Origin of the sequence: Sorangium sp. So ce204 (assembly GCF_051526795.1) — a bacterium.
Classification (GTDB): domain Bacteria; phylum Myxococcota_A; class Polyangia; order Polyangiales; family Polyangiaceae; genus Sorangium; species Sorangium cellulosum_B.
On record NZ_CP150317.1, the window covers coordinates 8,981,358 to 9,007,233 of the forward strand.

The 25,876-nt window shown below is 72.0% G+C and carries 21 protein-coding genes and 1 tRNA gene; 14 read left to right on the forward strand and 8 right to left on the reverse strand.

The window, feature by feature from the left end; translation table 11 throughout:
- Positions 1-38 precede the first annotated feature (38 nt).
- From WMF22_RS33495 to WMF22_RS33510, 4 genes are all read left to right on the forward strand, one after another.
- Positions 39-3,659 (forward strand): AAA family ATPase, encoded by a 3,621-nt coding sequence (locus WMF22_RS33495; protein ID WP_438032424.1) that lies wholly within the window; start codon positions 39-41, stop codon positions 3,657-3,659.
- A 66-nt stretch (positions 3,660-3,725) separates the two neighbouring features.
- Positions 3,726-4,715, forward strand: coding sequence for a trypsin-like peptidase domain-containing protein (locus WMF22_RS33500; RefSeq protein WP_438032425.1), 990 nt, complete (start codon positions 3,726-3,728; stop codon positions 4,713-4,715).
- A 98-nt stretch (positions 4,716-4,813) separates the two neighbouring features.
- Complete coding sequence (locus WMF22_RS33505; protein ID WP_438032426.1) at positions 4,814-6,418, forward strand: adenylosuccinate synthetase; 1,605 nt, start codon at positions 4,814-4,816, stop codon at positions 6,416-6,418.
- Positions 6,418-7,101 carry a DUF7002 family protein gene (locus tag WMF22_RS33510; protein ID WP_438032427.1) on the forward strand — a complete coding sequence of 228 codons (684 nt, stop codon included), beginning with the start codon at positions 6,418-6,420 and terminating at the stop codon, positions 7,099-7,101. The genes WMF22_RS33505 and WMF22_RS33510 overlap by 1 nt, the downstream gene beginning before the upstream one ends.
- Before the next feature lie 176 nt (positions 7,102-7,277).
- Here WMF22_RS33510 and WMF22_RS33515 read toward each other — a convergent pair whose 3' ends face one another.
- The 4 genes from WMF22_RS33515 to WMF22_RS33530 form a co-directional block, all read right to left on the reverse strand.
- The gene (locus WMF22_RS33515; protein ID WP_438032428.1) at positions 7,278-7,982 is read right to left on the reverse strand and encodes a DUF4230 domain-containing protein; all 705 of its coding nucleotides are present in this window, start codon (positions 7,980-7,982) and stop codon (positions 7,278-7,280) included.
- Positions 7,983-8,209: 227 nt separating this feature from the next.
- On the reverse strand, positions 8,210-9,532 hold the full coding sequence (locus tag WMF22_RS33520) for a hypothetical protein (protein ID WP_438032429.1): 1,323 nt from the start codon (positions 9,530-9,532) through the stop codon (positions 8,210-8,212).
- A gap of 122 nt (positions 9,533-9,654) precedes the next feature.
- Positions 9,655-11,985 (reverse strand): transglycosylase SLT domain-containing protein, encoded by a 2,331-nt coding sequence (locus WMF22_RS33525; protein WP_437294024.1) that lies wholly within the window; start codon positions 11,983-11,985, stop codon positions 9,655-9,657.
- 121 nt (positions 11,986-12,106) lie between these two features.
- Positions 12,107-13,111, reverse strand: a complete 1,005-nt coding sequence (locus tag WMF22_RS33530; RefSeq protein ID WP_438032430.1) for a hypothetical protein — start codon at positions 13,109-13,111, stop codon at positions 12,107-12,109.
- A 118-nt stretch (positions 13,112-13,229) separates the two neighbouring features.
- Between WMF22_RS33530 and WMF22_RS33535 the strand changes: the two genes are divergently transcribed.
- The gene (locus WMF22_RS33535; protein WP_437294026.1) at positions 13,230-14,330 is read left to right on the forward strand and encodes a hypothetical protein; all 1,101 of its coding nucleotides are present in this window, start codon (positions 13,230-13,232) and stop codon (positions 14,328-14,330) included.
- Between the two features lie 78 nt (positions 14,331-14,408).
- On the opposite strand, the gene WMF22_RS33540 is transcribed toward WMF22_RS33535, so the two are convergent.
- On the reverse strand, positions 14,409-15,857 hold the full coding sequence (locus WMF22_RS33540) for an MXAN_5187 C-terminal domain-containing protein (protein WP_438032431.1): 1,449 nt from the start codon (positions 15,855-15,857) through the stop codon (positions 14,409-14,411).
- An 81-nt stretch (positions 15,858-15,938) separates the two neighbouring features.
- Between WMF22_RS33540 and WMF22_RS33545 the strand changes: the two genes are divergently transcribed.
- Both WMF22_RS33545 and WMF22_RS33550 read left to right on the forward strand, forming a co-directional pair.
- Positions 15,939-17,039: a histone deacetylase family protein gene (locus WMF22_RS33545; protein WP_437294028.1), complete on the forward strand. Its 1,101-nt coding sequence runs from the start codon at positions 15,939-15,941 to the stop codon at positions 17,037-17,039.
- A 230-nt stretch (positions 17,040-17,269) separates the two neighbouring features.
- Positions 17,270-17,345 (forward strand) — tRNA-His (locus WMF22_RS33550).
- Positions 17,346-17,444: 99 nt separating this feature from the next.
- Here the strand turns inward: WMF22_RS33550 and WMF22_RS33555 are convergent.
- On the reverse strand, positions 17,445-17,726 hold the full coding sequence (locus WMF22_RS33555; RefSeq protein ID WP_437294029.1) for a hypothetical protein: 282 nt from the start codon (positions 17,724-17,726) through the stop codon (positions 17,445-17,447).
- A 323-nt stretch (positions 17,727-18,049) separates the two neighbouring features.
- Between WMF22_RS33555 and WMF22_RS33560 the strand changes: the two genes are divergently transcribed.
- Positions 18,050-19,435 carry a hypothetical protein gene (locus WMF22_RS33560; protein ID WP_438032432.1) on the forward strand — a complete coding sequence of 462 codons (1,386 nt, stop codon included), beginning with the start codon at positions 18,050-18,052 and terminating at the stop codon, positions 19,433-19,435.
- Positions 19,436-19,522: 87 nt separating this feature from the next.
- On the opposite strand, the gene WMF22_RS33565 is transcribed toward WMF22_RS33560, so the two are convergent.
- Positions 19,523-19,804: a hypothetical protein gene (locus tag WMF22_RS33565; protein ID WP_437294031.1), complete on the reverse strand. Its 282-nt coding sequence runs from the start codon at positions 19,802-19,804 to the stop codon at positions 19,523-19,525.
- Positions 19,805-20,185: 381 nt separating this feature from the next.
- Between WMF22_RS33565 and WMF22_RS33570 the strand changes: the two genes are divergently transcribed.
- Together WMF22_RS33570 and WMF22_RS33575 are read left to right on the forward strand one after the other, a co-directional pair.
- Positions 20,186-20,689: a response regulator gene (locus WMF22_RS33570; RefSeq protein WP_437294032.1), complete on the forward strand. Its 504-nt coding sequence runs from the start codon at positions 20,186-20,188 to the stop codon at positions 20,687-20,689.
- A gap of 155 nt (positions 20,690-20,844) precedes the next feature.
- On the forward strand, positions 20,845-21,279 hold the full coding sequence (locus tag WMF22_RS33575; RefSeq protein ID WP_438032433.1) for a YqaA family protein: 435 nt from the start codon (positions 20,845-20,847) through the stop codon (positions 21,277-21,279).
- Between the two features lie 17 nt (positions 21,280-21,296).
- Here WMF22_RS33575 and WMF22_RS33580 read toward each other — a convergent pair whose 3' ends face one another.
- Positions 21,297-21,962, reverse strand: a complete 666-nt coding sequence (locus tag WMF22_RS33580; protein WP_437294034.1) for a hypothetical protein — start codon at positions 21,960-21,962, stop codon at positions 21,297-21,299.
- Between the two features lie 165 nt (positions 21,963-22,127).
- Between WMF22_RS33580 and WMF22_RS33585 the strand changes: the two genes are divergently transcribed.
- From WMF22_RS33585 to WMF22_RS33600, 4 genes are all read left to right on the forward strand, one after another.
- The gene (locus tag WMF22_RS33585) at positions 22,128-23,039 is read left to right on the forward strand and encodes a hypothetical protein (RefSeq protein WP_438032434.1); all 912 of its coding nucleotides are present in this window, start codon (positions 22,128-22,130) and stop codon (positions 23,037-23,039) included.
- Between the two features lie 19 nt (positions 23,040-23,058).
- Entirely contained in the window at positions 23,059-23,943 is an 885-nt protein-coding gene (locus tag WMF22_RS33590) for a protein kinase domain-containing protein (protein WP_437294036.1), read from the forward strand.
- A gap of 62 nt (positions 23,944-24,005) precedes the next feature.
- Positions 24,006-25,196, forward strand: coding sequence for a cystathionine gamma-synthase (locus WMF22_RS33595; protein WP_437294037.1), 1,191 nt, complete (start codon positions 24,006-24,008; stop codon positions 25,194-25,196).
- Positions 25,197-25,286: 90 nt separating this feature from the next.
- Positions 25,287-25,847 (forward strand): hypothetical protein, encoded by a 561-nt coding sequence (locus WMF22_RS33600; RefSeq protein ID WP_438032435.1) that lies wholly within the window; start codon positions 25,287-25,289, stop codon positions 25,845-25,847.
- The last annotated feature ends 29 nt before the right edge of the window (positions 25,848-25,876 follow it).

The window sequence follows — 25,876 nt, forward strand, 5'->3', positions numbered from 1 at the left end:
TGGATTCATGAGTGTTCATCGGCGCGAGGAGTGACACAGTGAGCGGCGCGATCAACGATTTCGAAGAAGAACGATCCAGGCATGGCGAGCTGCTCGGGCGCAACAACGTGGTCGAGAGGCTCCTCTGGCTGATTGAGGACAGCGCGCCCCGTGGCGGGTGGGTGCTCTTCCTGGGGAGCGCCGGCGCCGGCAAGAGCGCCATCGTCAATCACCTCCTGAACCTGTTTCCCCCGCACACGCCGCACCATTTCATCCGGCGTGACCACGACGACTGGGATCGCCCCGACGCGGTGGTGCACAATCTCTGCGCGCAGATCGAGCGGATCCTCCCGGAGCTGGCGGACGCCGAGCAGCCCGTGGAGACCCGGTTCGGGGAGCTCTTGCGGCGCGTCTCAAAGCGCCATCTCGTGCCTCGCGCAGGCAAGCTCGTCGTTGTCATCGACGGGCTCGACGAGGCGGCGAAGGACCGAAACGGCAAGAGCGTCTTGCCGCGCTTCTTGCCACGCGTACCGCCGAAGGGCGTCGTGCTCCTCGGCGCCTCTCGGCCGATGTACCGAAGGCACGACTGGCCCGGCGTCGTCGAGAACGCGCGCACGCTCGACCTCGACGACGAGGAGTGGGCGCCCTCCAATGAGGCGGCATGCCGAGCCGTCTGCGAGCAGCGCTCGCGCTCGCTCCCCTCGGCGTTCGACGCCTCGCTCATCGATGTGATCGTGCGCAGCGCGCGAGGAAACATGCTGTATGCCAGCGGGATATGCGACTGGCTCGCCGGTCAGCCGCCTGCGCAACGCACGGCTGCGCGCATCTCACAGGGGCTCGTCCCCTTTCTCCGACAGATATTCGACGAGCTCCGTGATCTGGACGACGCGCGACGCAGGCTGATCCTCAAGGGCCTCGGCCTCGCCTGCGCCGCGCGCGAGGCGCTCCCGCCGCACGTCTTCGGCGAGCTGCTCGGCAGCGATCCGGCGACCGCTGCTGGTGACGAGTTCCTGCGTGCGACGTTCCACCTGCTGCGCAAGGAGCAGGCGCACTGGCACGATGACAGCCAGTTCGGCTATCGGCTGCGTCACGAGCACGTGCGCGAGATCTTCGTCAACGAGCTCGGAGCGCGGGTGATCCGTGGTCATCATCTGCACCTGCTCAGAGGGCTCGCGGCGTGGCCGCCCGACGCGGGCGACCCGGCTGGACGGCGCTATGCCCTCCGGCATGCGGTGATGCACCGAATCGAGGCAGGCGACGTGGACGGCGCGCAGCGCCTGTGCGTCGACGTCGGCTATCTGGACGCGAAGTGCCGCGAGCTCGACGTCACCTCCATCGAGCGCGATCTGGAGGCGGTCATCGGCGCCTCGGAAGGCGGCGCGACCTTTGATCTCACCGCCGTGCTCGCGGCGGTGCGCGCGGAGGCAACCCGGCTGTCCGCCTGCCGCGATCAGGGGCTTCTCCCTTCGCTGCTCTACAACCGCCTGCGTTGCGCCGGATGGCCCTCCGAGGAGATCGCGCGCATGCTCCACTTCGAGGGGAACCTGCCCCCGCTGCGCCTTTTGCACGGCGTGCGCCTCGGACCGACGCCGCTGCGCACATTCTGCGAGCCGACGAAGGCGATCGTCGCGTGCGTCGTGAGCCCGGACGGGCGCTGCGCCCTGTCGGCCTCGGCCGATCGCGTGCTGCGCTACTGGGCGCTCGTCTCCGGCGAGGAGCTCGCGACGATGCAAGGACATAGCGACGAGCTCACGGGCTGCGCGCTCACGCCGGACGGCAAGCTCGCGCTGTCGACGTCCGTCGATATGACGGCGCGGCTCTGGGACCTCGCGACAGGCGGCTGCATCGGCGTGCTGGACAACGGTGGTCGCTGGGCCACCGCTTGCGCGATCAGCCACGACGGCCAGACGCTCGTGATCGGCTCGGACAACGGGACCCTCACCCTCTGGGATAGAAGCTCACTCCAGATCGTCGGCACGCTGGAAGGTCACCGCGATTACGTGACGGTGTGCATCACGACCCCCGGGGGTCAGCTCATCTCCGGCTCGCGGGACGCCTCGGTCCGCGTCTGGGACCTCGCGTCCCGAGAGTGCCTGTACGAGCTCTCGCCGGGGGGTGAGGTGCGCTCGCCCTCGCCGGTAGCCTCGGAGGAGGGTTGGATCACGGCGCTCGCCCTCATGCCGGGCGGCGAGCAGGTGCTCGCCGCGAGCGGAGACGGCACGCTCTCGCGCTGGGAACTCGCCCTCGGCCAATGCATCCAGCGCGTCGGTGCGGGACAGGGCCGCGTGGACGCGCTCGCGATCCTCCCATGGGGTGGCCACCTGCTCTGCGGGATGGCAGACGGCGCGATCGCCGTCTGGAATCTCGCCGCCGAGCGCCGCATCCTGCGCATCGCGGCGCACGCGAACGCGGTGTCCGCGTGCGCCGCGACGTCGGACGGCCGCCGGATGCTCTCCGCGTCGCACGACCGCTCGGCCAGGCTGTGGGAACTCGGAGGTCCGGAGAGCCTCATGGCCCAGGACGGGCACGCTGCGCCGGTCACCGCGGCCGCGGTGACCCTCGATGGCCGGTTCGCGGTCTCAGCATCGGAGGACCGGCTGCTCAAGTTCTGGGACACCGCGGCCGGCGTGTGCCGCGCCACGCTGACGGGGCACGCCGACCTGGTGACTGCCTGCGCAATCTCCTCCGATGGGCGCCGCGTCCTCGCCGGTGCGCGGGACGGCGGCGTGCTGCTGTTCCACCTGGATCTCGAGCTTACCGCGGTGCGCGTAGAGACCGCCAAAGCGCACCAGAAGCTGGTGAGTGGCTGCGCGTTCCTGCCCGACGGACGGATGATCACGGCCTCCCGAGACGGCACGCTCTGGATCCGCTCCGAGGCGACGCTCGACGAGCCCTCGCAGCTCGGCGTGCACGAGGGGCAAATCAACGGCATCGCGCTGACCCCCGACGGGAAGCGCCTGTTGTCGTTCTCTCGAGACGGCGCGGTGAAGCTCTGGCACCTCACCGACGCCTCACGTGCCCCCTCGTCGATCCGCCTCACGGGCGGACTCCTCGCCGCAGCGATAACGCCGGACGGCGGGCGCGTGGTGCTCGCCCGCGTCGATGGCCAGATCGAGGTGCGCGAGCTGCCGAGCTTTCGCTATGTCCGCCAGATTCCCGGTCATACCCGGCGCGTGTTCGGCTGCGCCGTCTCGCCCGACGGCGCGCGCGTGTTCACTGCATCCGAGGACGAGACGGTGCGGGCCTTCAGCCTGGAGACGGGGAGGCCTCTGGGAACCCTGGTCGGGACCTCGTGGTTCCGATGCGTCGCAGCGTGCTCCGGGTTGCTCTGCGCCGGGGACGAGGAAGGCAACCTCTGGATGATCGTCGAAGGTTTGGCCGCTGCCGACCCCCGCGCGAAGAGGAGCACTAGGCGGAGACCCACGCTGTCCGACAGCGACACAGTCCGCCTACGAAACACTCTTGCTGTGCTCTACGACACTGAGCAGGTCGCACGGCGCATCGCCAGGGAAGCGGGGATCGGCCTGCTGTTGGTCAAGATCTCCGGGAGCATCATCGACATCTGGGACGCCATCCTCGAGGAGGCCAGAAAACAGCATTGCCTCGCCGATATTGTGCATCGCGCGCTGGGAGAATACCGCGACAACGACAATCTCTTAGAGCTTGCACAGAAGCTCTGAGAGACGCACGTCGCGGCCTGCGCGCGGCGACGACGCCGGCGTGCTCAACCGGAGAACGAGGAGACGATGAACCAGGCTCTTTCCCGCGAAGGGATACGCACCTTACGAGAGGCTCTTTCGTGGAAGTACCCGTCCGACGCCGAGGTGCGCCGATTCCTCTTTGACATCAAGCTCGACGCAACCCGCATCGCTTTCCACAACCGAGCGGACCTCACCTGGCACAGCGTCCTCGACGAGGCGCAGAAGCGGGGCGCGCGGTGGGTATACGCGGTGCTCGACCGCGCCATCGAGGAGTACCCAGAGGACGAGATCCTCAGGCGCTTGCGCGAGGGTGCCGCGGTACGCTACGCTGAAGGGCCGAGCATTACCTCGCTCCCGTGGCGGGGCAGCGGCGGTCCGCCGCTCGAGAAGATCCTCGGTACTCAGAGCTCGCTCGTCCCCGTGAGCTACCTCGAGATCGGCATTCGCCGCGCTCAGGCGGTCGCGCGAATTCAGGTCTCCGACGGCTCGCTCGGAACGGGCTTTCTCATCCCCGGTGACCTCCTGGTCACCAATCACCACGTCCTCGGTGACCGAGACGCCGCTGCCGCTGCAACCGTTCAGTTCAACTACCAGAAGACGGTCGAGGGCCGCGACGCGGAACCGGAGGAGTTGCGCTTCGACCCCGACGCCTTCTTCGTTACCTCCAGCGACGACGACTGCACGATCGTCAAGGTCGCGGGCGGGCCCTCCGCGCGCTGGGGGACGATCGCGCTCCAGCGGTCCCGGGTCGAACTCGGCGAACGGGTCAACATCATCCAGCACCCCGGCGGCGATCAGAAGCAGCTCTCGTTCTTCCACAACCTGGTTGTTTACGTGGGCGAGGGCCGCGTGCAGTACCTGACCGACACGTTGCCTGGCTCATCGGGCTCGCCCGTCTTCAACAAGCACTGGGAGCTCGTCGCGCTGCATCACAGCGGCGGATGGCTCCTCGAGCCAGGAACCAAGGATCGCTTTTTCCGCAACGAAGGGATCCATGTCGATCGGGTGGTGGATGTGCGCCGCAGGTGCCGTTGAGGCACGGAGCTCATCACCTGTCGATCCAGGCCAGAGGGGGTCGTCAAGGGACGATATCCAACAAATCTCGCAAGCGTTCCGTCTTTCGGAGGTGCACGATGGTGAATCGAGTCATCCTTCTCTCGGGGCCTGTAGCGTCCGGCAAGACGACGCTCAGCGATGCGCTAGTGAACCGGTACCGGTTTAAGCGACTCAAGACCCGCGACCTAATCCACGCGATGGCGGGGACGGCGGCGGAGCGGGGGGCGCTCCAGGAGGCCGGAGAGCGGCTGGATCGCGAGACTGGCGGGCTGTGGGTCGCCGGGGCGCTGACGAGGTCGGTTTCGCAGCTCGGGGACGACGAGACGGTGGTCGTCGATGCAGTACGCATCGAGGCTCAAGTTGACGCAATCCGGAGGGCGTTCGGCCTCCGTACAACGCACGTGCACCTCACGGCCTCCGACGGCGTTCTCGCGCAGCGGTACCGGGACCGAAACCGTGCGGTGCAAGAGTTCTCATCATACGCCAAGGTGCGCGCCAACGCGACAGAGAGCGGGATCGAGAAGCTCAAAGATATCGCCGATGTCGTGATCGACACCGCGCGGAGCTCTCCTGAGGACGTCTTCGTCCGGGTCGCGAGCCACCTCGGGCTCTACGGCCGGGGCGTCGAGCAGGTCGTCGACGTGATCGTGGGCGGTCAGTACGGCAGCGAGGGCAAGGGGCACATCGCGTCGTATCTCGCGCCCGAGTACGATCTCCTCGTTCGTGTCGGCGGGCCGAACGCGGGGCACACAGTGTACGAGGAGCCGGAGCCGTATACCTTCCACCTCCTCCCCTCGGGCACCCGGCGCTCCGAGGCGAAGCTCGTGCTCGGTCCCGGCGCCACACTCGACGTGGATACGCTGCGCAAGGAGATTGCGGACTGCCGGGTGCCACAGGGCCGGCTCTTCATCGATCCTCAGGCCATGGTCATCGAGGCGGCCGACATGACGTTCGAGGCAGAGAAGCTCACGGGCTCGATCGGCTCGACCGGACGAGGCGTGGGAGCGGCAACATCGCGCAAGATCCTGCGGACGGCGGCTGCCCCACCGGTCCGTCGTGCTCTCGACATGCCGGAGCTTGCACCTTACATCCGGCCGACGCGGGAGATCCTGGACGACGCATTCTCTTCGGCTAGTCGGATACTGCTTGAAGGAACCCAGGGCACGGGCCTGAGCCTGCACCACGGCCAGTACCCATTCGTCACCTCACGTGATACGACGGTGAGCGGCTGCCTCGCCGAGGCTGGCATCGCTCCGAGCCGGGTACGCAAGACGATCATGGTCTGCCGAACCTATCCCATCCGGGTACAGAATCCGAGCGGCGGGACATCCGGAACGCTGGCAGGCGAGCTTGACTGGGACGAGATCGCGAGGCGCTCCGGCATCGACGCAGAGGAGTTGCGAAAGGCAGAGAAGACCTCGACGACGAAGCGCAACCGGCGCGTGGGCGAGTTCGACTGGGCCCTCCTGCGGAGCGCCGCGAGCCTTAACGGACCGACCGACGTCGCGCTTACTTTCGTCGATTACATTCATATCGCGAACAAGAACGCCCGCCGCTTCGAGCAACTCACACCGGAGACCATCCGCTTCATCGACGAGGTTGAGCGCGTGACGTCAGCTCCCGTATCCCTCATCACAACCAGGTTCCACTTGCGCAGCATCGTCGACCGGAGGAGGTGGTGATGGGAGTAACCGGCGAAACCCTTGCGATGCACTACCCTCGCCTCTATCACATGGCTGAGGCCGGAAGCTGGCCTGGAATCATGCGCCACGGGCTGCTGAGCACAAGCGCGCTCCTAGATCTCTTTGAGGTCCATGGACCGAAGCGAGACGCCATCGAGTCCGCTCACCGACCTGGATCGCTCACGATCACGCACCCGGTCCACGGGGCGGCGGTCATACGTGACCAGAAGCCCATGAGCGACAAGATGCTCAGGCGCGCCCTCGGGGGCAGCCTTTCACCGGCCGAGTGGTACCGGATTTTGAATGCAATGGTCTTTTTCTGGCTGACCGAGAAGAGGCTCAAGCGCCTGCTCGAAGCCGTAGAGTATCGTGATAGACGACAAACAGTGCTCACGATCGATACCGCGCGGCTTCTCGAACGTCACGGGCACCGCGTGCGGCTCTCGCCTATGAACAGCGGGAACACCAGGCCCTATCCTCACCCTCGTGGACGCGACACCTTCCTTCCGCTCTCGCAGTATCCCTTCGAGTCTAGAAAGGCTCGCCGCCTCGAAGCCGTGGTCGAGCTCACCGTAGAATACTCGGTCCCGGACATCCGTGACCTCATCTTGAGCGTCGAGGAGACTGGCGGCGGACGTCCCGCGTCGGTGCTGTGGATGGCAGCAGCGAAGAGTAGCCGATGACGAGCGCGCGTGGCGAGGAGCAAGTGGAACGACTCGGCGCATGGAGGCACCGCGGGCGCGTTGCAAACAGATGCGCACGTCGAGGTTATGGCGCACACTGGCCGTTATCGGGGCTGGAAGGCCCGGGCGCACGGCTCTCCCGCGGCGTGACGGCGCAAGCCATGCGCCCGCCCGCGTCAGCCCCCTCCGCCGCCGACCTCGCGCCAGCGGATCTCCACCCGCTTCGCGCCGAGCTGCGTCGCGAGCGCCGTGATCTGCCGCTCGGCCTGCGCCTTCGCGCGCGCCATCACGTTCCCCTCGAGCGCGGCCTTCTCGATCGCCGCCGTCGCCTCCTTCCGGGCCCGCCCCTCCAGCTGCTCGTTGCGCCGCGCGAGCAGGCTCGTCGACCGCGTGTAGACGTACGTCTCGTCCTCGTCGAGCCGGGTCGAGAAGACCTCGGGCGCGGGCAGCGTGAGCCGCGCGACCCCGGTCTCCGGATCCATCGCGATGTCGCCCTCGCCGATCCGCGCGAGATCGACGCCGATCGTGACGTGGCCGACCGCGACGAGCAGAAGGGCGTCGGTGGCCTGCACCAGACCGAACAGGCGATTCTGCCGGTCGGCCAGATCCACGACCTTCTCGACGTGCACCTCCGTGGTCTCGAGCCGCGACAGGTCGCGGATCGCGACGAGGAGCGCAGGAGACGGCCGCGCGACCACGACGCTCGAGGGCGCGGGCGCGGGACCGCCGAGGCGCGGCGCCACCACGAGCGCGCCGAAGCCGACCGACGCGAAGAGCGCCACGACGAGCAGCGCGATCCGCGCGGCGCGGCCCGCCTGCGCGCGGGGGCGCGGCGCGTGAACTGCGGCCGAAGCGTAGGGGTCCTGGAGCGGGCCTTCCATCGGGGGGGTCTACCTTGGAGGACCACGGGCGCGCAGCAGGCGCCCGCGGCGGCTCGGCTGGACGCCGACCCGAGGAGCCGCGCGTCCTCCACGGAGAGTACCCAGAACTGGAAGGCCCGAGGGCGAGAAGAATCGACCAGCCCCCCTGCCCGCCTGCCAGCCCCCTGCCCGCCCGCCCTTCCGCCCGCCCGCACAGCGCGCCAGCGGCTATGCCGCCGCGACCCGCCTCACGCCGCCCGCGCCGCAGACGCAGACCGCGGCGGCGCCGCCGCCTGCTCCGCCTCCGAGGACGAGAGCGCCTGCTCGAGCATCCAGTCGTCGACGTCGCCCTCGGCCGCGTGCTCCAGGGCGAGCCGCACGTCCCGGTTCGCGCAGCCCTCGGCCGCGATCCGCAGCCGCTCCTCGGTCTGGCCGTCGCGCGAGCCCGCGAGCGCGAGCGCGGCCCCGATGCGGAGCTCGGCCGGCGCGCCGCCGTCCTCGAGCACCGTGAACGCCTGCTCCCGCGTGAGCTTCGCCGTCCGGTAGTCGGCGCCGGCCTCGCCCACGAGGCGGCGCAGCGCCGCCCGCCAGGCGGGCGCAGGCAGGCCGCGGCGCCCGAGCAGCGCCACCGCGCGCCCCGCGTCGTGGGCGCCTCGCCCGCTCCGCTCCCGCAGCAGCGCGAGCAGGTGCTCGCGGCGCCGCTCGGCGAGCACCATGCTGAGCCCCGTCTCGCTGGGATCGCGCAGCAGCTGCGGCGGCACGAGGGTGAGCGAGAGCTCCTCGCCCCCGGCGAGCGCGAGCTCCACCCCGAGCGCCGTCTCCTCGACCCGCTCGATGCTGCCGAAGGAGATGAAGCGCTCGCCGGCGTCGTCCCGGAGCGAGAGCCCGTCGCTGCCCGCCACCAGCACGCGGCGCGCAGAGCTCTCCCTGAGCAGCGCCGCCAGCACCCACGCCGAGGCGCCCGTGACGACGCCGAGCGAGAGCGCCACGTCGAAATCGAGCACCGACCAGCAGAGCAGCGACATGAGCGCCGCGACCCCGACGAACAGGCGGCGCCGCGGCAGCGACGGCGCGTCGTCGTAGAGCCGCGCGCTCCACGTGCCCCGCGCCCGCCCGGCGGCGATCACGCCGAGCAGCCGCTCCGCGTCGCCCGGATCGTCGACGCGCACCCGGATGACATCGCCGTCGTCGGTCTTCAAGGCGACCTCGCCGCCGGAGCTCGAGAGCCGCGCGCGCGTGAGCGAGAGGAGCGGGAACGCGCGCCGATCGCCAGGGCGCTCGATCCACAGCGCGTTGCTCACCCGGACGACCGCCGCGCCGGACGAGCCCACCGCCGCCCAGAGCCAGGCGATCGGCGTGTAGAGCAGGCACGCCAGGCAGAGCAGCGCGAGCAACGACCCGAGCAGCGCGAAAGGCACCATGACGGCCGCCACGATCGGGCCCGCGATCGGCTCCACGAGCGACGCGACCGAGAAGACGACGAGCAGCCACGCGAGCGCCGACGAGAGCAGCCGGCCGATGAATCGCGCGTCGGCGTAGGGCTGGATGAGGACCCCACACCGCTTGAACACGCCGTCGCTTCCAGCGGTCCCTGCCACCCCACCACGGTGAAGGCACCCGCCTGCGAGTTCAAGCGCACAGCGCAATTTCAGCGCAGGAGGAACCCCTGCGCTGCCGTCCCCGGCGACCGCGCTCAGTACGCGTCCGCCGGGGCGCGCGCGTCCGCGGGGAGCGTGAGCGGGAGCATCTCCACGGCCGCATCCCCGCCGGCCAGCCACTGATACCGCGCCAGGTTCGAGAGGACGCGGCCCACATAGGTGCGCGTCTCCTCGTAGGGGATCCGCGCCACCCACACGTCGGTGTCCCGGTCGATGCCCCCACCGAGCCAGTGCGACACGGCCTTCGGACCGGCGTTGTACGCCGCCGTCGCGAGCGGCAGGCTGCCCTCGAACGTCCGGAGCAGCTTGCCGATGTAGAAGCCGCCGAGGCGCAGGTTGAGCGGCGCGCTCTTGAGCTGCCCGAGGTCGAAGCCGAGCGAGAGCTCGCTCGCGGCCTTCTGGGCCGTCGACGGCATGAGCTGCATCAGCCCGACCGCGCTCGCGGGGCTCACCACGACAGGATCGAACGCGCTCTCCTGGCGCATCAGCGCGTGAACGAGGCCCCTCGGCAGCCCGTGCTGGGCCTCGAGCGCGCGCACCTCGCCGGCGTACGGCTCCGGATACACGCACTCCCACGTCCAGCGATCGGCCTGCGAGGGCGCGCGCTGGAGCGCCGCGGCGGAGACCGCCTGCGTGCCGACGCGGTAGCGGCGCTTCGCGGGCGAGAGCATGCCGTACATCCGGCAGAGCGCCTCGCTCTCCTGCCCCGCATAGGCCGCGGTCACCTCGCGCTCGTTCTCGGCGAGGTAGCTCTCCGCGTCGCCGTCGAGCCCCATCGACGCGAGCAGCGCCGCGGCCGGCGGCAGCTTCACCTCCACCGCCCGGGCGTCCCCGAGCGACGCCGGGGTGAGCAGCGGCGGCATGGGCGCGCCCACCGCCGCGAGGCGCGAGCGCGAGAGCAGCGCGCCCCACGAGAGCGGCTGCTCCCGCATCACCTGCGTCCAGAGCCGCACCGCGCCGTCACGGTCGCCGCCGCGCAGCGCCGCGAGCCCGGCGAGCTCGCGCAGCCGCGCCGCGTCGGCCGGCCTCGCGTCGCGCGCGAGCTGCTCCAGCGGCCGCCGCGCGCGCGCGGCGCCGCCCGTCGACAGCGTCGCGAGCGCCCGCTCGTAGGCCGCGTCGCCGCGCCGATCGCTCCGCGGATAGGCCTCGAGGAACCGGCCGTACTGCGCGACGGCCTCCGCGTAGCGCCCGACCTGCATGAGGAGCCGCGCGGCGAGCAGGCTCGAGAGCTCCCCCCAGCGGGTCTTCCGGAACCTGCGCGCGACGGCGAGGTGCCGCTCGATCGCCTCCGCCTCGCGCCGGAGCCGCGAGAGCGAGCGCGCCGCGAGGTGCAGCTGCTCGGCCTGGCGCGCCGACGGCGCGGCGGCGACCTTGAGGAACGCCGCGGCCGCGGCCTCGTAGTCGCGCGCCCGGTAGAGCGCCGTGGCCCTGCGGTGGTGGAGCTCCGACGCCGGCACGCCCGACATCTTGTCGAGCTCGGCGATCGCCTCCGCCGCGCTGCCCCCGGCGACCATGGCGTCGACCTTCTGGAGCCGCTCCTCCTTCGAGAGCTGCCCCGGCAAGGCGGCGAGGAGCGCCGCGGCCTCGCGCCCGTCGGGCGACGACGGCGCGCTCTTCACGATCCACCGGAGGTCGGCCTGCGCGAGCGCCGCCGCGGCCGCCTTCTCCCCCGGGCGCTCGGCGGCGTCGCGCACGCCGAGCTGGACGCGCGCCCGCGCCATCCGCGCCGCGGCCTCGTCGCGCGACCTGCGCGCGCGCTGCGCCGCGGCCACGGCCCGATCGGCGAGCGCGCGCGCCTGCTTGAGATCGCCGCCCTTCATGGTGGCGAGCGCGGCGCGCGCGAGGCCGGTCGCGCTGCCCGAGCGCTCGAAGTACGCCGCCGCCTCGAGGAACGGCCCCACCACGAACGCCGCCTCCGCCCGGTAGCGCGCCACCTCGCGGGAGAGGAGCGGCAGCCCCTGCTCCAGGCCATGCAGCAGCTCCACCGCCTTGCCGTGATCCCCGAGCTCGAACGCGACGCGCGCCCGCGCGTACTTCATCGGCGGCAGCGCGCGCTGCTCCATGGGCAGGGCGTCGAGCCGCTCCGCCGCCTCGGCCCAGCGCTCGAGCCGCACCGACTCGACCCAGGCGCCGTCCACCATGGGCGGCGCGGGCAGCGCGAGGGCGAGACCCGCGGGCGGCACGAGGGCGAGACCCGCGGGCGGCGCCGCGGCCGGCGCGGCGCGCGCGGTGCTCTGCGACGGGGGCGGCCCGGCCGCGTGGTGCTCCGCGCACGCGGCGAGCGAGAGGCCGAGGACCCACGCGACGGCCAGCCGGCGGCGCGCTCCCTCTGAAGACGGCTTCGGTGGCGACGGAGCCCGTTTCATAGCCGACCCGGCGCGTTGGACGACCCGCCGGCAGCGCGCCCTGAGGACGGAGCCCCGCGGAACGACGGCCTCCGCGCGCAGGCCGCTCGAACCGCAGCGCACGCGCTGCCGACCCCTTTAGCTAGCAAGCCTGGGCCCAAGGTCGCAAACAAAGTGTCGGGCCCGACGCGATCCACCGCTTCCCGATCTCCACGTCCTCCTCGAACAGGAAGGCCGCGACCTCGTCGAGCGACCCAGCGCGGTTCGGCGGCGCACCCAGACGGAGCGCGCCGGCCTTGCCGAACGCGGCGACCACCGGGTGCGGCGAGCTCGCGAGCCGCAGGAGCTCGGGTACGAGCTCCACCGCCCCGAACGCGCCCGCGAGGATCGCCGCCAGCGGCCGCGGATCGGCGGGGCAGTCGTAGCTCCACGACAGCGCCGAGCGCAGCGCCGCGATCGTCTCGGGCGCCGCCGCGCGCGCCGCCGCCGTGCGGTAGCCGCCCACCGGCAGCGCGAGCTGCGCGTCGCCGCGGCTCGTCGCGCAGATGCCGTCCGCCGCTTGCAGCAGCGCCGCGGCGATCGGCTCGGTCACGCCGTCGCCGAGCGCCGTCTGCCCCTCGACGTCGGCGGCGACGGGCCGCGACGCCTCCTGCGCATACCCCTCGAGGTTGGCGAGGAGCCGCTCCAGGTCCACCGCGCCCGCGGCGCGGCCCGCCAGCACCTCGCGCTCGGTGTGCACCGTCACGAGGCTCGACACGATGGCCGGCGTCCCTCCGCGCATCGTGTGCGACACGTCCACGCTCACCTGCTTGACGGCGGGCCACCGCAGCACCCGCGGCTCCGTGTCCGGGTCGACGACGATCCCCCAGGGCACGATGGCCATCGTCACCTCGCGGGCGCCGCGCTGGATCGGGGGGCGGTGATCGGCCCGGACCAGCGCGAGCAAGCCGAGCGCGCTCCCCACCGCGATGAGCCCCAGCGAGAGCGCGTGGCTCCCGGCGCTCCAGACGGCCGCGGAGGCGCCCGCGAGCCCCGCGGTCCCGGCCGCGGCGAGCGCGCTGGTCGAGCCGGGCTCCGGGTGGAGCCACACGTAGCGGAAATCCGGCGGAGGCAGCTTGCGCAGCACGGTGACGACCCCGGACGACAAATCTAGGCCGCCGCGCCACCACGCGCCACCACGCGCCACCGGGTGCGCCGGAGCGCCCGCGCGCACCACGCCGATCGCGGCGTTCCACGCGCGCTGCGCGGTGGTAGCTTCGCGGGCCGTGCTGCTCTCCCGCGTCCGCCTCGTCCATCTCGGCCCGTTCGAGGACCTCTCGCTCTCGCTCGAGGACGCCGCCGGCGCGCCGCGCCGGCTCGTGGTCCTCTTCGGCGGCGACGGCGTGGGCAAGACCTCGATCCTGTCGGCGATCGCGTCGACCCGGCCCGGGTACGCGGTCGCGCAGCCGAGGCCGCGCGGAGACGACGGCTCGCAGCCGCTCGTCGTCGCCGACTGGATGCTCGGCACGGACGACCCGGCGCGCGCGCACCCGCTGCGGGTCACGAGCCCGAACGCGCGCCTCGACGAGCCCGAGGACGCGGCGATCTTGCGGCGGAGGGAGCAGTCGCTGTTCGAGCGGCGCGCGGCCGAGGGGGGCTTCGTCCTGGTCGCGCTCTCGGGGGCGCGCTGGTTCTCCCGCAGCGCGATCGTGCTGACGACGCCCGAGCGCAGCATCCTCCGCTACGACGTGCGCGCGGCCGCGAGCTTCGACGACGCGACGCGCACCGACCTCACCCGCGAGACGAAGCAGGTGCTCTCGTTCGTCCCGATCGCGGCGGCGCTCGCGCGCGACGGCCGGAAGAGCCGGCCGGAGGCGCTCTCCGACGCGCAGCCGGACGGCCAGCCGGGCGCCCAGGCAGAGCGGCTCGGCGCGCTCGATCGCGCGCTCAAGGAGGTGCTCGAGGCGCTGCTCGACGGCCACGGCGTGACGTACGCCGGCGTCGACCCGCTCCGGCTCGAGCCGATCTTCGAGCGCGCGGACGGCCAGCGCGTCGACTTCGACGATCTCGGGCGGAGCGCGCGGCACACCATCGCGTTCGGCGCGCTCGCGCTCCGCGCGCTCGCGTCCGCGCACCCGGGCGGCGATCCGCGCCTCGCCGAGGGCGTCGTGCTGATCGACGACATCGAGGCGCAGCAGCCGGCGCACCGCCAGCGATCGCTCGCCGCGCGCCTGCGCGCCGCGCTGCCCAACGTGCAGTGGATCGTCACGACCTCCTCGCCGGCGATCGCGCTGGGCTGCGAGCTCTCCGACGTGATCGCGCTTCGCCGCGAGCCCTCGTCGGGGCGCGTCGAGCTGCACGAGGGCCCGGACGCCGTGCTGCACTGAAACACGCGGCGCGGCGTGCCGCCGAGCGGCGGGCGGCGCCGCGCCTCCCTCCGCTCGCGCGCTCTCGCGCCGCGCGCGTCAGACGAGCGGCACGGCGAGGAGCACGACCTCCTTGCCGCGGACCTCGATCTTGTAGCGCATGGGCTTGCCGTGCTTCCGCCCGAGCTCCTGCTCGCTCGCCTTGAGGCGGGCGACGAACGCGTCGCGGGTGATGTGGTCCACCGGATCGCCGAGCGACTTCTTCGCGGCGATGTACTCGGCGAAGATGCGCGCGTAGTAGGCGTCCTCCGGCTCCTCGAGGAGCGCCTTGGCGTCGGCCGGGATCTCGCCCGCGGACAGCGCGGCCATCCGCTCGTCGACCTCGAGGGCGTCCCGGAAGGACGCCGACGTCGGCGCGCGCGACGGGCGCCCCTCGGCGTCGGTCTCGTCCTCCTGCACCCCGAGCAGCTGGTTCAGGAGCGAGTTCAGGCGGAACACGAGCCCGCCGAGCTCGGCGTGCTCGATCTGGAACCGGAGGTCGGTCCGGCCGTTCATGATCGCGAGCAGGCCGTCCTCGATCTCGGAGACCGGCTGCGAGATGTACGCGTCCAGGAAATACGCGGCGATCACGACGAGCACGAGCCCGAGCGCGGTGACGCCGAGGAGCGGCCAGAGCAGCGCGCTCGCGAGCCCCGGCGTCCGGAGCTGCGCGATGCTGAGCAGCACCGCGCGCCGCCCGTCGCCGTAGCCGTCGAGCGCGTGCCCGACGGCGCTGTACTCGCCGGACAGCCCGCCGATGTCGACCGTCTGACCGGAGCGCAGCGCCTTCAACGCGCCGTCCTTCGCCGGCGACGCCGTGAGCGCCGCGACCAGCTGCGGGGAGGCGTCGCGCGACTTCGCCACCACGTCGAGCCCGTCGCCCGACTGCATCGCGACGACGAGGACGCGCCCGCTCGTGCGCTCGCTCGCGTTGGTCAGCCGCTCGTCGTTCAGCGCGGTGCCCACCGCGACGGCGCCGATGATCTGCCCGGCGTCGCTGCGGATGGGCGCGTAGGACGCGAGCAGCTGCTCGTTGCGCGCCCGGCTGACCCACACGTCCGAGCCGGTCACCCCCTGCTCGATGGCGAGCTTGAGCGACGGGTAGACGGCGCCGAGGTCGTCTCCGCGCATGAGCGCGGAGGCGTTCCGTCCGAGCACCACGCCCTTGGTGTCCACCAGGACCACGAGGGAGGGCGGGGTCCTGGCCAGCTCGGGCGAGGCGACGACCGCCTCCCGGATGGCGTTGGCGGCGCTGGTGGCCGCCTCGGCGCGGGCCGGGGCGGTGCCTGCGTTGAACGGCTCGCGCAGCTTCGGGTCGCTCGCGTGGGAGTCGAGCCACCGCTCCAGCACGAGCCCGTCCACCTGGAGCTGCGCCATGGCGGCCGCGAGCGCGCGCGGCGCCTCGCCGGGGCGCCCGATCTCCGCGAGGGAGGCGCGCGTGAGGGCGTAAAAAAGCCCTCCGACCATGAGGACAATCACGGCGAAGACTGCGATGATCTTTCCGCGCATCCTGCGTCTCCACTCCTTCTTTCCGGGGCTCAGGGCAAGCTACCATCCGCTGCGGCGCTGCTACAACTCTCCACCCAGCTCATGGTGCACTTGAATCAGCCGCACTCCGAAGCCCCGCGCCTCTACGTCGTCGACGACGCGCTGTTCGAGCAACATCGCTCGCGAGGCGCGCACCCGGAGCGCCCGGAGCGCCTCGAAGCCGCCCGCCGCGCCATCGAGCGCTGCGCCGCGGCCGGCCTCGCGCTCGAGCACGTGGCGTCGCGCGACGCCACCGACGAAGAGCTCGCCCGGGTGCACGCCCCGCGGTACCTGGAGTCGCTCGGCCGGCTCAGCGGCCACTATGCGGCGCTCGACCCCGACACGTACGTGGTCCCGCGCTCGGTCGAGGCGGCGCGGCGCGGCGCGGGCGCCGCGGTGGCGCTCGTCGACGCGGTGCTCGCCGGCCCTGGCCGGCTCGGGGTCGCGCTGCTCCGTCCGCCCGGCCACCACGCCACGCGCGACGCCGGCATGGGCTTCTGTCTCCTGAACAACGTCGCCGTGGCGGCGCGGGCGGCGCTGAGCAGCGGGCTCTCGCGGGTCGCGGTGGTCGACTTCGACGTGCACCACGGCAACGGCACGCAGGACATCTTCTGGGACGATCCGCGGGTGCTGTTCTGCTCGCTGCACCAGTGGCCGTTCTACCCCGGCACCGGCGCCGCCAGCGAGCTCGGCGGAGGCGACGGCGCCGGCTACACGGTGAACGTGCCGCTGTCCGACGGCGCGACGGACGCGGTCTACGAGGCCGCGTTCGACGAGCTCCTCCTTCCGGTGCTCGACGAGTATGCGCCCGAGCTGATCCTTGTCTCGGCGGGGTTCGACGCGCACGAGCGCGATCCGATGGCGGCGATGAAGCTGTCGCGCGCCGCGTACGCGGCGATGGGCCGCCGGCTCGCGGCGATGGCGACCGCGAAGGCGGGGGGGCGGCTCGCCATCTTCCTGGAGGGCGGCTACGACCTGACCGCGCTCGAGAGCTCGCTCACGGCGGCGCTGCTCGCGGCGTCCGGCTGCGAGGCAGCGGACGACCCGGCTGGAGGGTCGGTGCCGCCGGCGCCGCCCGCGCAGCGCGCGCCGATCTCGACCCGCCACCGCGCGGACCTGGACCGGGCGCGCCGGGCCGCGCTGCGCCGGTGGACGACGCTCTGAGCGAGGCGACCGGCGGCGCGCGCGCCGGGAAACCAACGGGGGCCGAGGCGTGAACGGGGCCGCCGGGTCCTCTGCCTGGAGGAGGCCGGCGCCTCCTTAGAGGGGGGTCAGGGCGGGAAGCCGGGGCGGGGATCATCGAAGAGCGACACGCTGTGCGTTTCCGTGATTGCACTCTGCGCGGAGCTGAGTATTCTGCCAGGCCTTCGCAGCCCAACGGGCCGCGAAGAACGGTGGGTATAGCTCAGTTGGTAGAGCACTGGATTGTGGCTCCAGTTGTCGCGGGTTCGATTCCCGTTACTCACCCCAGGTAGAACAGCCCGAAATCGTTGGCGAAAGCGGCGACCCGAGGGCTGGACGGGTGGACGAAGCCGGGGGGGGCTTGGGTCCGCTGGCGAGGGCTGCCGGCTACCTTGCCCAGAGCACGGCGAGCTCGATTTCGATGGCGTCGAAGGGCGCGACCCGGACACGCGCGGCGTCGCGGTGGACGACCGCCGCGTCGATCTCGCCCGGCGCGTCCGGGTCGGGGAAGTGCAGCTCGGGCTCGGGGAGGATCCACCACCCGCCCGGGCCGCCGCGACCGCGGTGGAATGGGCCGAACAGCTCACCTTGCAGGGCTCCCTCGGCGTTCGCGTGCCGCGGCGACGGCCGGGGCATGACGTGGAGCACGCCCCCGATGAGCTCCGCCACCTTGTTCGGCGCGGGACGGCGTCGAGGTCGGCGTACGTCGCGCGACGCTGCTTCCCGGCGGGCTGGCCCAGGGCGAAGCCTGCCCGGGGGCGCGCGGCGAGGCAAGGCGGTGAGGAGCAGGGACGAGCGCGCTCGGACACCCCATCATGGACGAGCTCGCGCGGCGTCGCGAATCGCTCGCTTCGACAAGCGCCCTTCGCGCCTCGGAGCCATCGATTCATGGATATCCATCCACCGCGGTGGGCCGTTACCCATTCTCCCGGAGACAGCAAGTCTCATTCTTGTAACCAACTCGCCACAATCCCCGCGTAGCGTCCGCGCGCATGAAGACCACTCTCCCCGGGAGCCGCGCGTCGGCGGCGCGCCTCATCTCCGCCGTGTTCATCGCGATCAGCGCGCCTCAGCTCGCGGCGTGCGCCGCGGATCCTTCGAGCGATGCCGCGGATCCTGCCGAGTTGCCGGCCCCCGGCGCCGTCGATGTCGTCCGCCCGCTCACGCTCTCCGAGCGCGCTCGTGTGCCCGAGAAGGAGCCGGGGTTCGTCGCCGCGGCGCTCGGGGACCACGAGCTCGTCATCACCCATGACGGCAGCATGACGCCCTTCGCCGCGGGCGACGTGCTCGGCGGCACGCAGGGAGGCGGCTACCTCGCCCGCGTCGTGAGCGTACGCACGATCGACGCGACGCGGGTGGCGCTCGCGACGACGCCCGCTCCTCTGACGGAGTTCATCACCGAGGGCCATTTCCACGTCCACTACGACGCGCGCGAGTACGCGCGCGCCATCGACGATCACGTCGCGCGCGCCCGCGATCTCGGCGTGGAGGACGGCGAGCAGATCGCGAGCGCGGCGGAGGCCCTGAAGATCTCGTCCGGCGCCTCCATGAAGCTCCTCGATCTCTCCTCGGCCTCGCTCCCGGCGTCGTGCGGGGTCACCGCGCACGGGACGGCGGCGCTCGACGTCACGGCCGAGCTCTCGCCGGCGCTCGACCTCGAGGTCCACATCGGCCCGAGGGGCAAGCTCAACCCGGTGCCGGAGCTGAAGCAGCTCCGCCTCGTCGCGTCGGGCCAGCTCGACGTGAGCGCCAGGCTCCAGGGCACCGGAACGGTCACGGGGAGCTGCTCGGTCGATCTCCTGGAGCTCGCCGGGGGCGTCCCGAGCCTGCCGCTGCCGGCGCTGACCTTCTGGGTGGGCCCCGTCCCCGTCGTCGTCACGACGGACGTCGTGCCGAGGGCGAAGGCGGATCTGGGGCTGTCCTTCACGGCCGCCGAGGTGGAGGCCGTGGCGCAGGCGACCGCCGAGATCGAGGCCGGGGTCGACTACAGGAACGGCACGTGGAGCACGATCTGGGAGCCCTCCGGCTCGGCCTCGGGCTCGGCCTTCATCGGCGCGCCCGGCCCGATCACGGCGTCCGGCAAGGTGAGCGCCGGCGCGGAGCTCCGGGCGCGCCTGTACGGCATCGTCGGCCCGAACGTCGGAGTCCAGGCGTACGCGCGCGTCACGGCGGAGACCGCGCCGCCCTACTGCGCGTACGACGCGCGGGTCGACGGCGGCGTGCGGGCCTACGCAGAGGCGGTGGCGGGCGTGTCGGTCGGCCCGCTGGATCTGACGCTCAAGCGCCTCGATCTCGTCGATCTCGAGCTCCTGCGCTTCGACGGACCGCGCGCCTCGGGCCCGCTCCGCGACGCGCCCGAGTGCGACGCGGCGCCCTGATCGCGCCGCGCCTCATCGCGCCCTCCGTCCGGGAGGCGAGGCGCCCTCGCCTTCCCTTCCCGCGCGCGGGAAGGGAAGGCGCCGCGCTCAAGGGTCCGCGCACGCGACGTAATCACAGGACGCCTCGCTCACGCACTCCTCGGTTCGCTCCACGAGGTCATTCCCCTCGAGGCCGAGGCACGCGGTCTCGCAGCTGGTCTTGCTCGGCGGCGGAGCGTCGTTCTCCTCCGCGCAGAGGATGCGGTGCTTGCAGAGCTCGCTGCATGCGTTCAGGATCTCTTCGTCTTTGCACCCCGCGGCCACCGCGGCGAAGAGGCCGAGGACGGCGGCGATGACGAGCGGGATCGATCGGAGTTCTGCGTTCTTCATGGGCAGCTCACCTCGGTTGTGGAACGGAGACTCTCCCCGGCGAGCGACCCGCTGCCGACCGGCAGCCCGCGCCAGCGCACGAGAAGAAGGCGAGCGCGCGACCCGGCACGGTAGCAGCGCTTTGCAGAAGGCCAGCGCGCCTCACCACGAGGCCACGCCTCCGCGCAGAGCATAGACGAATCCCTGGCCGCCGCCCACCGCGCGGCGGCAGCGGGAACGGGGATGACGAGATGACGGAGATGACGCGAAGACCTCGGCCCCGCGCCGACGTCATCTCGTCATCCCCGTTCCCGCTGCCGCACCCCCGCGCTGGCTCGATGCGCCGGGCGTGGTACATTGCGTCATCGCGCGCCCTGACGCGCCCTCCACGATCGACGACGAATGCCCTCCAAGGAATCCGACACCCTGCTCGAGGCCGATCCAGCCGAGCGACCGGATCGCGAGAAGCCCGAGTCCACGCGGCTCCCTCTCGTGCTCCTGGTCGACGGGGACAGGAGCATCTGGCAGCCGCTCGGCGCCCTCCTCTCGAAGCGATATCGCCTCGTCGTGTGCTCCTCGGCCGTGGACGGGGTCGCCGCCTTCACCGAGGACACGTGCGCGGTGATCGTCGATGTGCGGATGTCAGGGCTGGAGGGATTCTGGGTCTGCGACCAGATCCGCAAGGTGCAGCCGGAAGTGCCCGTGATCTTCTATTCGGCGCATCACGACGAGAAGGACTCGTTCGAGGTCATCAACGCGCACCGGCCCTTCGCCTATGTCGACAAGCACGGCGCGGAGCAAAAGCTCCTCGACGCCCTCGAGAAGGCGACGCGGATATTTCAAAGCACCCTCCGCAGCAGGCGGATCATCGAGCGGCTGCAGCGCCGCCGGCTGGAGGCGGTCTGACGCCTCGGCAGGGCGAGCCGCGCCCGCGCGGCGACCGGCGAGATCTGTGGCGCACGCTCGCCCAGCTGGCGCTCAGCCTGTCCGCGCTCTTCGCGGGGATCGCGCTCGCGGCGCACCTCGCCCGCGAGCAGCTCGACGCGCTCGGCCGCGGGTTCGTGGACCGCTTCGGCCTCGCCGGGATGTTCGTCGGCACCTTCCTCGCCGACGCGTTCTCGTTCCCGATCCCGCCGCAGTTCTACATGCTGACCGCGATCACCTCGGGTGGCTCGCAGGTCGCGCCCCTGATCGCCATCTCGACCGCCTCGCTCGTCGGCGGCTGCACGGGTTACCGCCTCGCCGGCCGCCTCGCGCAGATCCGCCTCTTCGCGGCGCGCATCGAGCGGACGCGACCCAGGATAGACCGGCTCTTCGAGCGTTACGGCTACTGGGCGATCGCGATCGGGAGCATCTCGCCGATCCCCTTCTCGATGCTCTGCTACCTGTCCGGGCTGTACCGGATCCCGCTGCGCTACTTCCTGACCATGGTGCTGTTCCGGGTGCCCCGGCTCCTCCTCTTCTACGCGCTCATCCGGGCGGGATGGAGCCAGTGAAGCCGGCGGCGTGAGCGCTACCTGGGGCTGTCCGTCTCCTCGGGCGACGGGTTCACCCTGACGCGCTCCAGGATCTGGTCGACCATGCCGAGATCGATCCCGGAGCGCTGCTCCACGACGTTCCTGGAGAACAGCCGAGTCGCCTCCTTCGCGAGCTCCTCGTCCGGGAGGAACGGCCGCGCGGGCGACCGCGGCGCCGGCAGGCCGATCTCCTTCTCGAGCTCGGAGATCGCCCGGATCATCTCCTGGTAGCAGGCGGAGGCGATCTGCACGGCGAACGGGAACACCTGGACGTTGCCCCGGCCGGCGCGCACGGCGTGCAGCGTCGCGGCGGCCTGCTCGGCGAACTGGCGACTCCCGTACGCGTTGGCCATCTGCGCGTACATCGCGATGGACTCCTGGTCCGCCGCGAGGTCCTCCTCCTTCGTCCGCGGCGCTCCGGACGGGGGCACCGACGACCACCGGACGATCATCCGCGCGTAGTCGTCGAGCGCGCGCCGCTGGAGCGCCAGTCGCTCCAAGAGCGCTTCTCGCCGCTGTCTCTGGAGCTCCGCTCTCTCCTCGTGCTCGGCCCGCCGCTCCGCGCTGAGATCCGCCGATCTCCGCGCCAGGTAAGCGCCGATGAAGAGGGCGACGCCGTTGCTGACGGCGATGAAGAGCATCTCCAAGATCTTGGGATCCATGCCGGTGCCCACGACTTCTATCACGTTCGCGCTGAACGCAGTGATGTGCCGCAGGATGCGGAGAAAAGTTGGCCGCCGCCCTCCTCCCGTGCAGGTGCGCCGTCATCCCACAGGCGGCCGTGGCCGCGCTCGGAGCCGCGCGGGCAGGCGTGATAGGATGTCCGCATGACCGGTTCACTCGACGCCGGGGCCGGCCCGCACCTGGATGGGCTCCCGGGCCCGCTGCGCGAGGCGCTGGAGAGGAGCCTCGCCGACCGGCTCGCGCGCTGCCCCGGGGCGGAGCTCAACCTGGACAACGCGTTCTGGGGCGCCCCCGAGCCGCGCGACCTCGGCGAGGCGCTCACCCGGCTCGGCCCGACGTGCGTCAACGTCGTTGTGCGCATCTTCGAGCGTATCCGCGGCATCGACCCGACGCTCGGCCTGTGGATGCAGATCAGGTATCTGCGCAACGTCTGGTGCGGCGGGAGCGCCGGATTCAAAGCGGTCTACGTGGAGCCGGCGGCCATGCGCGAGCGCCTCGACCGCCACTTCGCGGGAGCGGGCGGCCGCCGCGTGGCGCGCGACACGATCCTCGGCGGGATCGAGCACCAGCGCGGCGCGCTGCTCGGCTCGCTCGCGGCGAGCATGACGGAGCTCTTCAGGGGCGGCGAGCCGCTCGACGCGGACAGCTGGCGCGAGGTGCACCGGCCGGAGCACGAGGCGGTCCACCTCTGCGTCGGCAAGCACGAACCGCGGCCGCCGGAGCTCGACGACATTCACCTCGACTGGAGCTCGCCGGTGGTGGGCGTCGACGAGGAGCGCCGCCGCTGCCGGTACGGGCTCCGCATCGGCGTGGTCCACTGGGTGCAGGCGCGGTTCGGGCTCGGCAAGCCGGTGTTTCCGTTCCAGAGCATCGATGACAGGGGCGCCGCCCTGGCCGGGCGCCGGGAGGCGCCGGCGCGCTGGGCCGAGTTTGCGGCGCGCTGGCGCGACGCGCGGTGGCCGCTCGCCCTGCGCGGCGGCGCCGGCGCGGAGGAGGCGCAGGCGTGGCTTCGCGCGTGCGACGAGCTCTGCGCCGCGCAGCGCGCGGACGCGTGAGAGGCCACAGGCGGCCGGCATGCCCTACCCCGCTCCCGACGGCACCCGGCTGATCGAGCACCTCGGCGCCGGCGCCACGTTCGACGTCGCGCTGGTGCGGCTCGGAGGCTCGCAGCCCGGCCCCACGCTGGTGTGCAAGCGCCTCGTCCCCGGCGTCCTCCACGAGCACGCGGGGCGGGCCGCCATGGTCCGCGAGGCAAAGGTCCTCTCCTTCGTTCGCCACCCCGCCCTGCCCGCGCTCGCGCGCGTCGGCGCCGATCGCCACGGCCCATTCCTCCTCGAGAGCCGGCGCGAGGGCACCTCCCTCCGCGACGTGCTCGACGGATGGCGCGGCCTCGGCCGGCCGCCGCCCGCGTCGCTCATCACCCACGTCGTCAGGAGCGCGATCGAGACGCTCGCCGAGCTCCAGGAGATCGAGGACGCCGGAGGCCCGGTCCGCTTCGTTCACGGCGATCTCGGCCCTGATCACGTGCTGCTGGGCCCGCTCGGCGACATCGGCCTCGTCGACCTCGGCGCCGCGCGGTTCCGCGGCATGGATCCGGACCTCGAGACAGCCGACCGGGGCACGGTTCCCTTCGTCGCCCCCGAGATCGCCCGCGGCGAATCCCCGCCGACCCAGCGCGGCGACGTCTACTCCATGGCGGCGACCCTCGTCTCCTTCGCGACCGGCGCGAGCCTGACGCGCGCGCGAGAGCAGGCCGCGGCGCTCGTCGAGATCAGCGAATCCGGCCTCTGCCTCGACCCGCTCTCCGTCACGGACGCGCTCTCGCCGGGGCAGCGCCGAGCGCTCGCTCGCGCGCTCGATCGCGATCCGGAGCGCCGCGTCGGGACGGCGCGGGCGCTGCTCGACGCGTTCGACGCGGCCGCTGCGCGGGCCGAGGGCGGCGCCGGGTCAGCGCGCTGACCCGGCCCTCCTGCGCGCCAAAACCGTGGACGCAAGCGGCCCATGAGATAAGTCTCGCCCGCATGAAGCCCCACCTAGGTCACGACAAGCTCGGCCTCGACACGCTCGCGATCCACGCCGGACAGCCGCCGGATCCGACGAGCGGCGCGGTCATGACGCCGATCGTCCTCTCGAGCACCTTCGCTCAGGAGCGGCCGGGCCACCACAAGGGGTTCGAGTACTCCCGCAGCGGCAACCCCACCCGCAAGGCGCTCGAGGAGTGCATCGCCGCGCTCGAGGGGGGGCGCCACGGCTTCGCCTTCGGCAGCGGCTCCGCGGCGACCGCCACCCTGCTCCACACGCTCCGCCCGGGAGATCACGTGCTCTCGGGCGATGACGTCTACGGCGGCACCTTCCGGCTCTTCGACAAGGTCATGCGGCCGATGGGCCTCGCCTCGACCTCGGTCGACATGAGCGACCTCGACGTCGTCCGCAAGGCCCTCACCCCGGCCACGCGGATGATCTGGATCGAGACCCCGACGAACCCGATGCTCAAGATCTTCGACATCGCGGGGCTCGCCGAGATCGCGCGCGCGCACGGGGCGCTGCTCGTCGTCGACAACACCTTCGCCACGCCGGTGCTCCAGCGGCCGCTCGACCTCGGCGCTCACGTCGTGGCGCACTCGAGCACGAAGTACCTGAACGGGCACTCGGACGTCGTCAGCGGCGCGCTCGTCACGTCCGAGGACGCGCTCGCGGAGCGGGTCGGGTTCCTGCAGAACGCGATCGGCGCCGTCCCGAGCCCGTTCGACTGCTACCTCGTGCTCCGCGGGATCAAGACGCTCGGCGTGCGCGTGCGCCAGCAGTGCGCGTCGGCCGCGCTCATCGCCGGGAGGCTCGCCGGGCACCCCGCCGTCCAGGCGGTGCACTACCCCGGCCTCCCCACGCACGCCGGCCACGCGCTCGCCGCGCGGCAGATGCGCGCGCCCGGGGCGATGATCTCGTTCGTCGTGCGCGGCGGCCTCCCCGTCGCCTCGAGGTTCCTCGAGCGGCTCGCGATCTTCGCCTGCGCCGAGAGCCTCGGCGGCGTCGAGTCGCTCGCCGAGCACCCCGCCCTCATGACCCACGCCTCCGTGCCCGCGGCGGCAAGGGAGGCGCTCGGCATCGCCGACGGCCTCCTCCGGCTCTCGGTGGGCCTGGAGGCCACCGAGGACCTCTGGAACGACGTCGCCCAGGCGCTGGACGACGCGCAGGCGCGCGCGGCGGGCACGTGAGCGCGCGCTGCCGCCGTTTGATCGCGGACCCCCGAGTACGATAGAAGCGAAGAGCGGCCTCGGGGCCGCCACCTACCACCGGAGCTTTCCATGCGTCTCGCTCGCCTCAGCTTCGTGCCCGTGCTCGGCCTCCTCCCCCTCCTCGGCCTCGGCTGCAGCGGCGCGGAGCCGCCGACCCCGCGCGGCGCATACAAGATGAACTTCGCCGACCCGGGCATCGACTGCGCCGCGCCGGGGCATATTGCGACCCTCGGCGAGGTGACCGACATCCAGAAGGTCCGGCTGGTCACCGACGGCGAGGACAGCGCCTCGGTCGACTGCTCCGTGTCCGGCTCGGGCACCTTCTCCGTCTCGGCGATGGCCAAGAACCCCGCCGAGGCGGCCGAGATCCACGTCAAGATCGACGCCATCTCCCCCGCGGCGACCCGCGACGCGCCGGCCACCGGCAGCATCAGCTTCTCCTCGGCGAGGACGGGCGGCCAGACCTTCTACTCCGATACGGCGGCCCCGTGTGAGTTCTGGTTCGAGGGCAAGCAGGGGGTCGACGCGGGCAAGATCTGGGTCGGCTTCGAGTGCCCGGCGATGCTGAACGAAGGCGAGACATGCCAGCTCAGGCTGGGCGTCCTGGCCTTCGACAGCTGCGGAGGCTGAGCGGCGCTGGCGGCTGGCTGTTGACAGGC

Bases quoted from the DNA above. Each gene is read 5' to 3' on its own strand.
- WMF22_RS33500 (WP_438032425.1), top strand. From the start codon at position 3,726: ATGAACCAGGCTCTTTCCCGCGAAGGGATACGCACCTTACGAGAGGCT.
- WMF22_RS33505 (WP_438032426.1), top strand. From the start codon at position 4,814: ATGGTGAATCGAGTCATCCTTCTCTCGGGGCCTGTAGCGTCCGGCAAG.
- WMF22_RS33510 (WP_438032427.1), top strand. From the start codon at position 6,418: ATGGGAGTAACCGGCGAAACCCTTGCGATGCACTACCCTCGCCTCTAT.
- WMF22_RS33515 (WP_438032428.1), bottom strand. From the start codon at position 7,982: ATGGAAGGCCCGCTCCAGGACCCCTACGCTTCGGCCGCAGTTCACGCG.
- WMF22_RS33525 (WP_437294024.1), bottom strand. From the start codon at position 11,985: ATGAAACGGGCTCCGTCGCCACCGAAGCCGTCTTCAGAGGGAGCGCGC.
- WMF22_RS33540 (WP_438032431.1), bottom strand. From the start codon at position 15,857: ATGCGCGGAAAGATCATCGCAGTCTTCGCCGTGATTGTCCTCATGGTC.
- WMF22_RS33545 (WP_437294028.1), top strand. From the start codon at position 15,939: ATGGTGCACTTGAATCAGCCGCACTCCGAAGCCCCGCGCCTCTACGTC.
- WMF22_RS33560 (WP_438032432.1), top strand. From the start codon at position 18,050: ATGAAGACCACTCTCCCCGGGAGCCGCGCGTCGGCGGCGCGCCTCATC.
- WMF22_RS33565 (WP_437294031.1), bottom strand. From the start codon at position 19,804: ATGAAGAACGCAGAACTCCGATCGATCCCGCTCGTCATCGCCGCCGTC.
- WMF22_RS33570 (WP_437294032.1), top strand. From the start codon at position 20,186: ATGCCCTCCAAGGAATCCGACACCCTGCTCGAGGCCGATCCAGCCGAG.
- WMF22_RS33580 (WP_437294034.1), bottom strand. From the start codon at position 21,962: ATGGATCCCAAGATCTTGGAGATGCTCTTCATCGCCGTCAGCAACGGC.
- WMF22_RS33585 (WP_438032434.1), top strand. From the start codon at position 22,128: ATGACCGGTTCACTCGACGCCGGGGCCGGCCCGCACCTGGATGGGCTC.
- WMF22_RS33590 (WP_437294036.1), top strand. From the start codon at position 23,059: ATGCCCTACCCCGCTCCCGACGGCACCCGGCTGATCGAGCACCTCGGC.
- WMF22_RS33595 (WP_437294037.1), top strand. From the start codon at position 24,006: ATGAAGCCCCACCTAGGTCACGACAAGCTCGGCCTCGACACGCTCGCG.
- WMF22_RS33600 (WP_438032435.1), top strand. From the start codon at position 25,287: ATGCGTCTCGCTCGCCTCAGCTTCGTGCCCGTGCTCGGCCTCCTCCCC.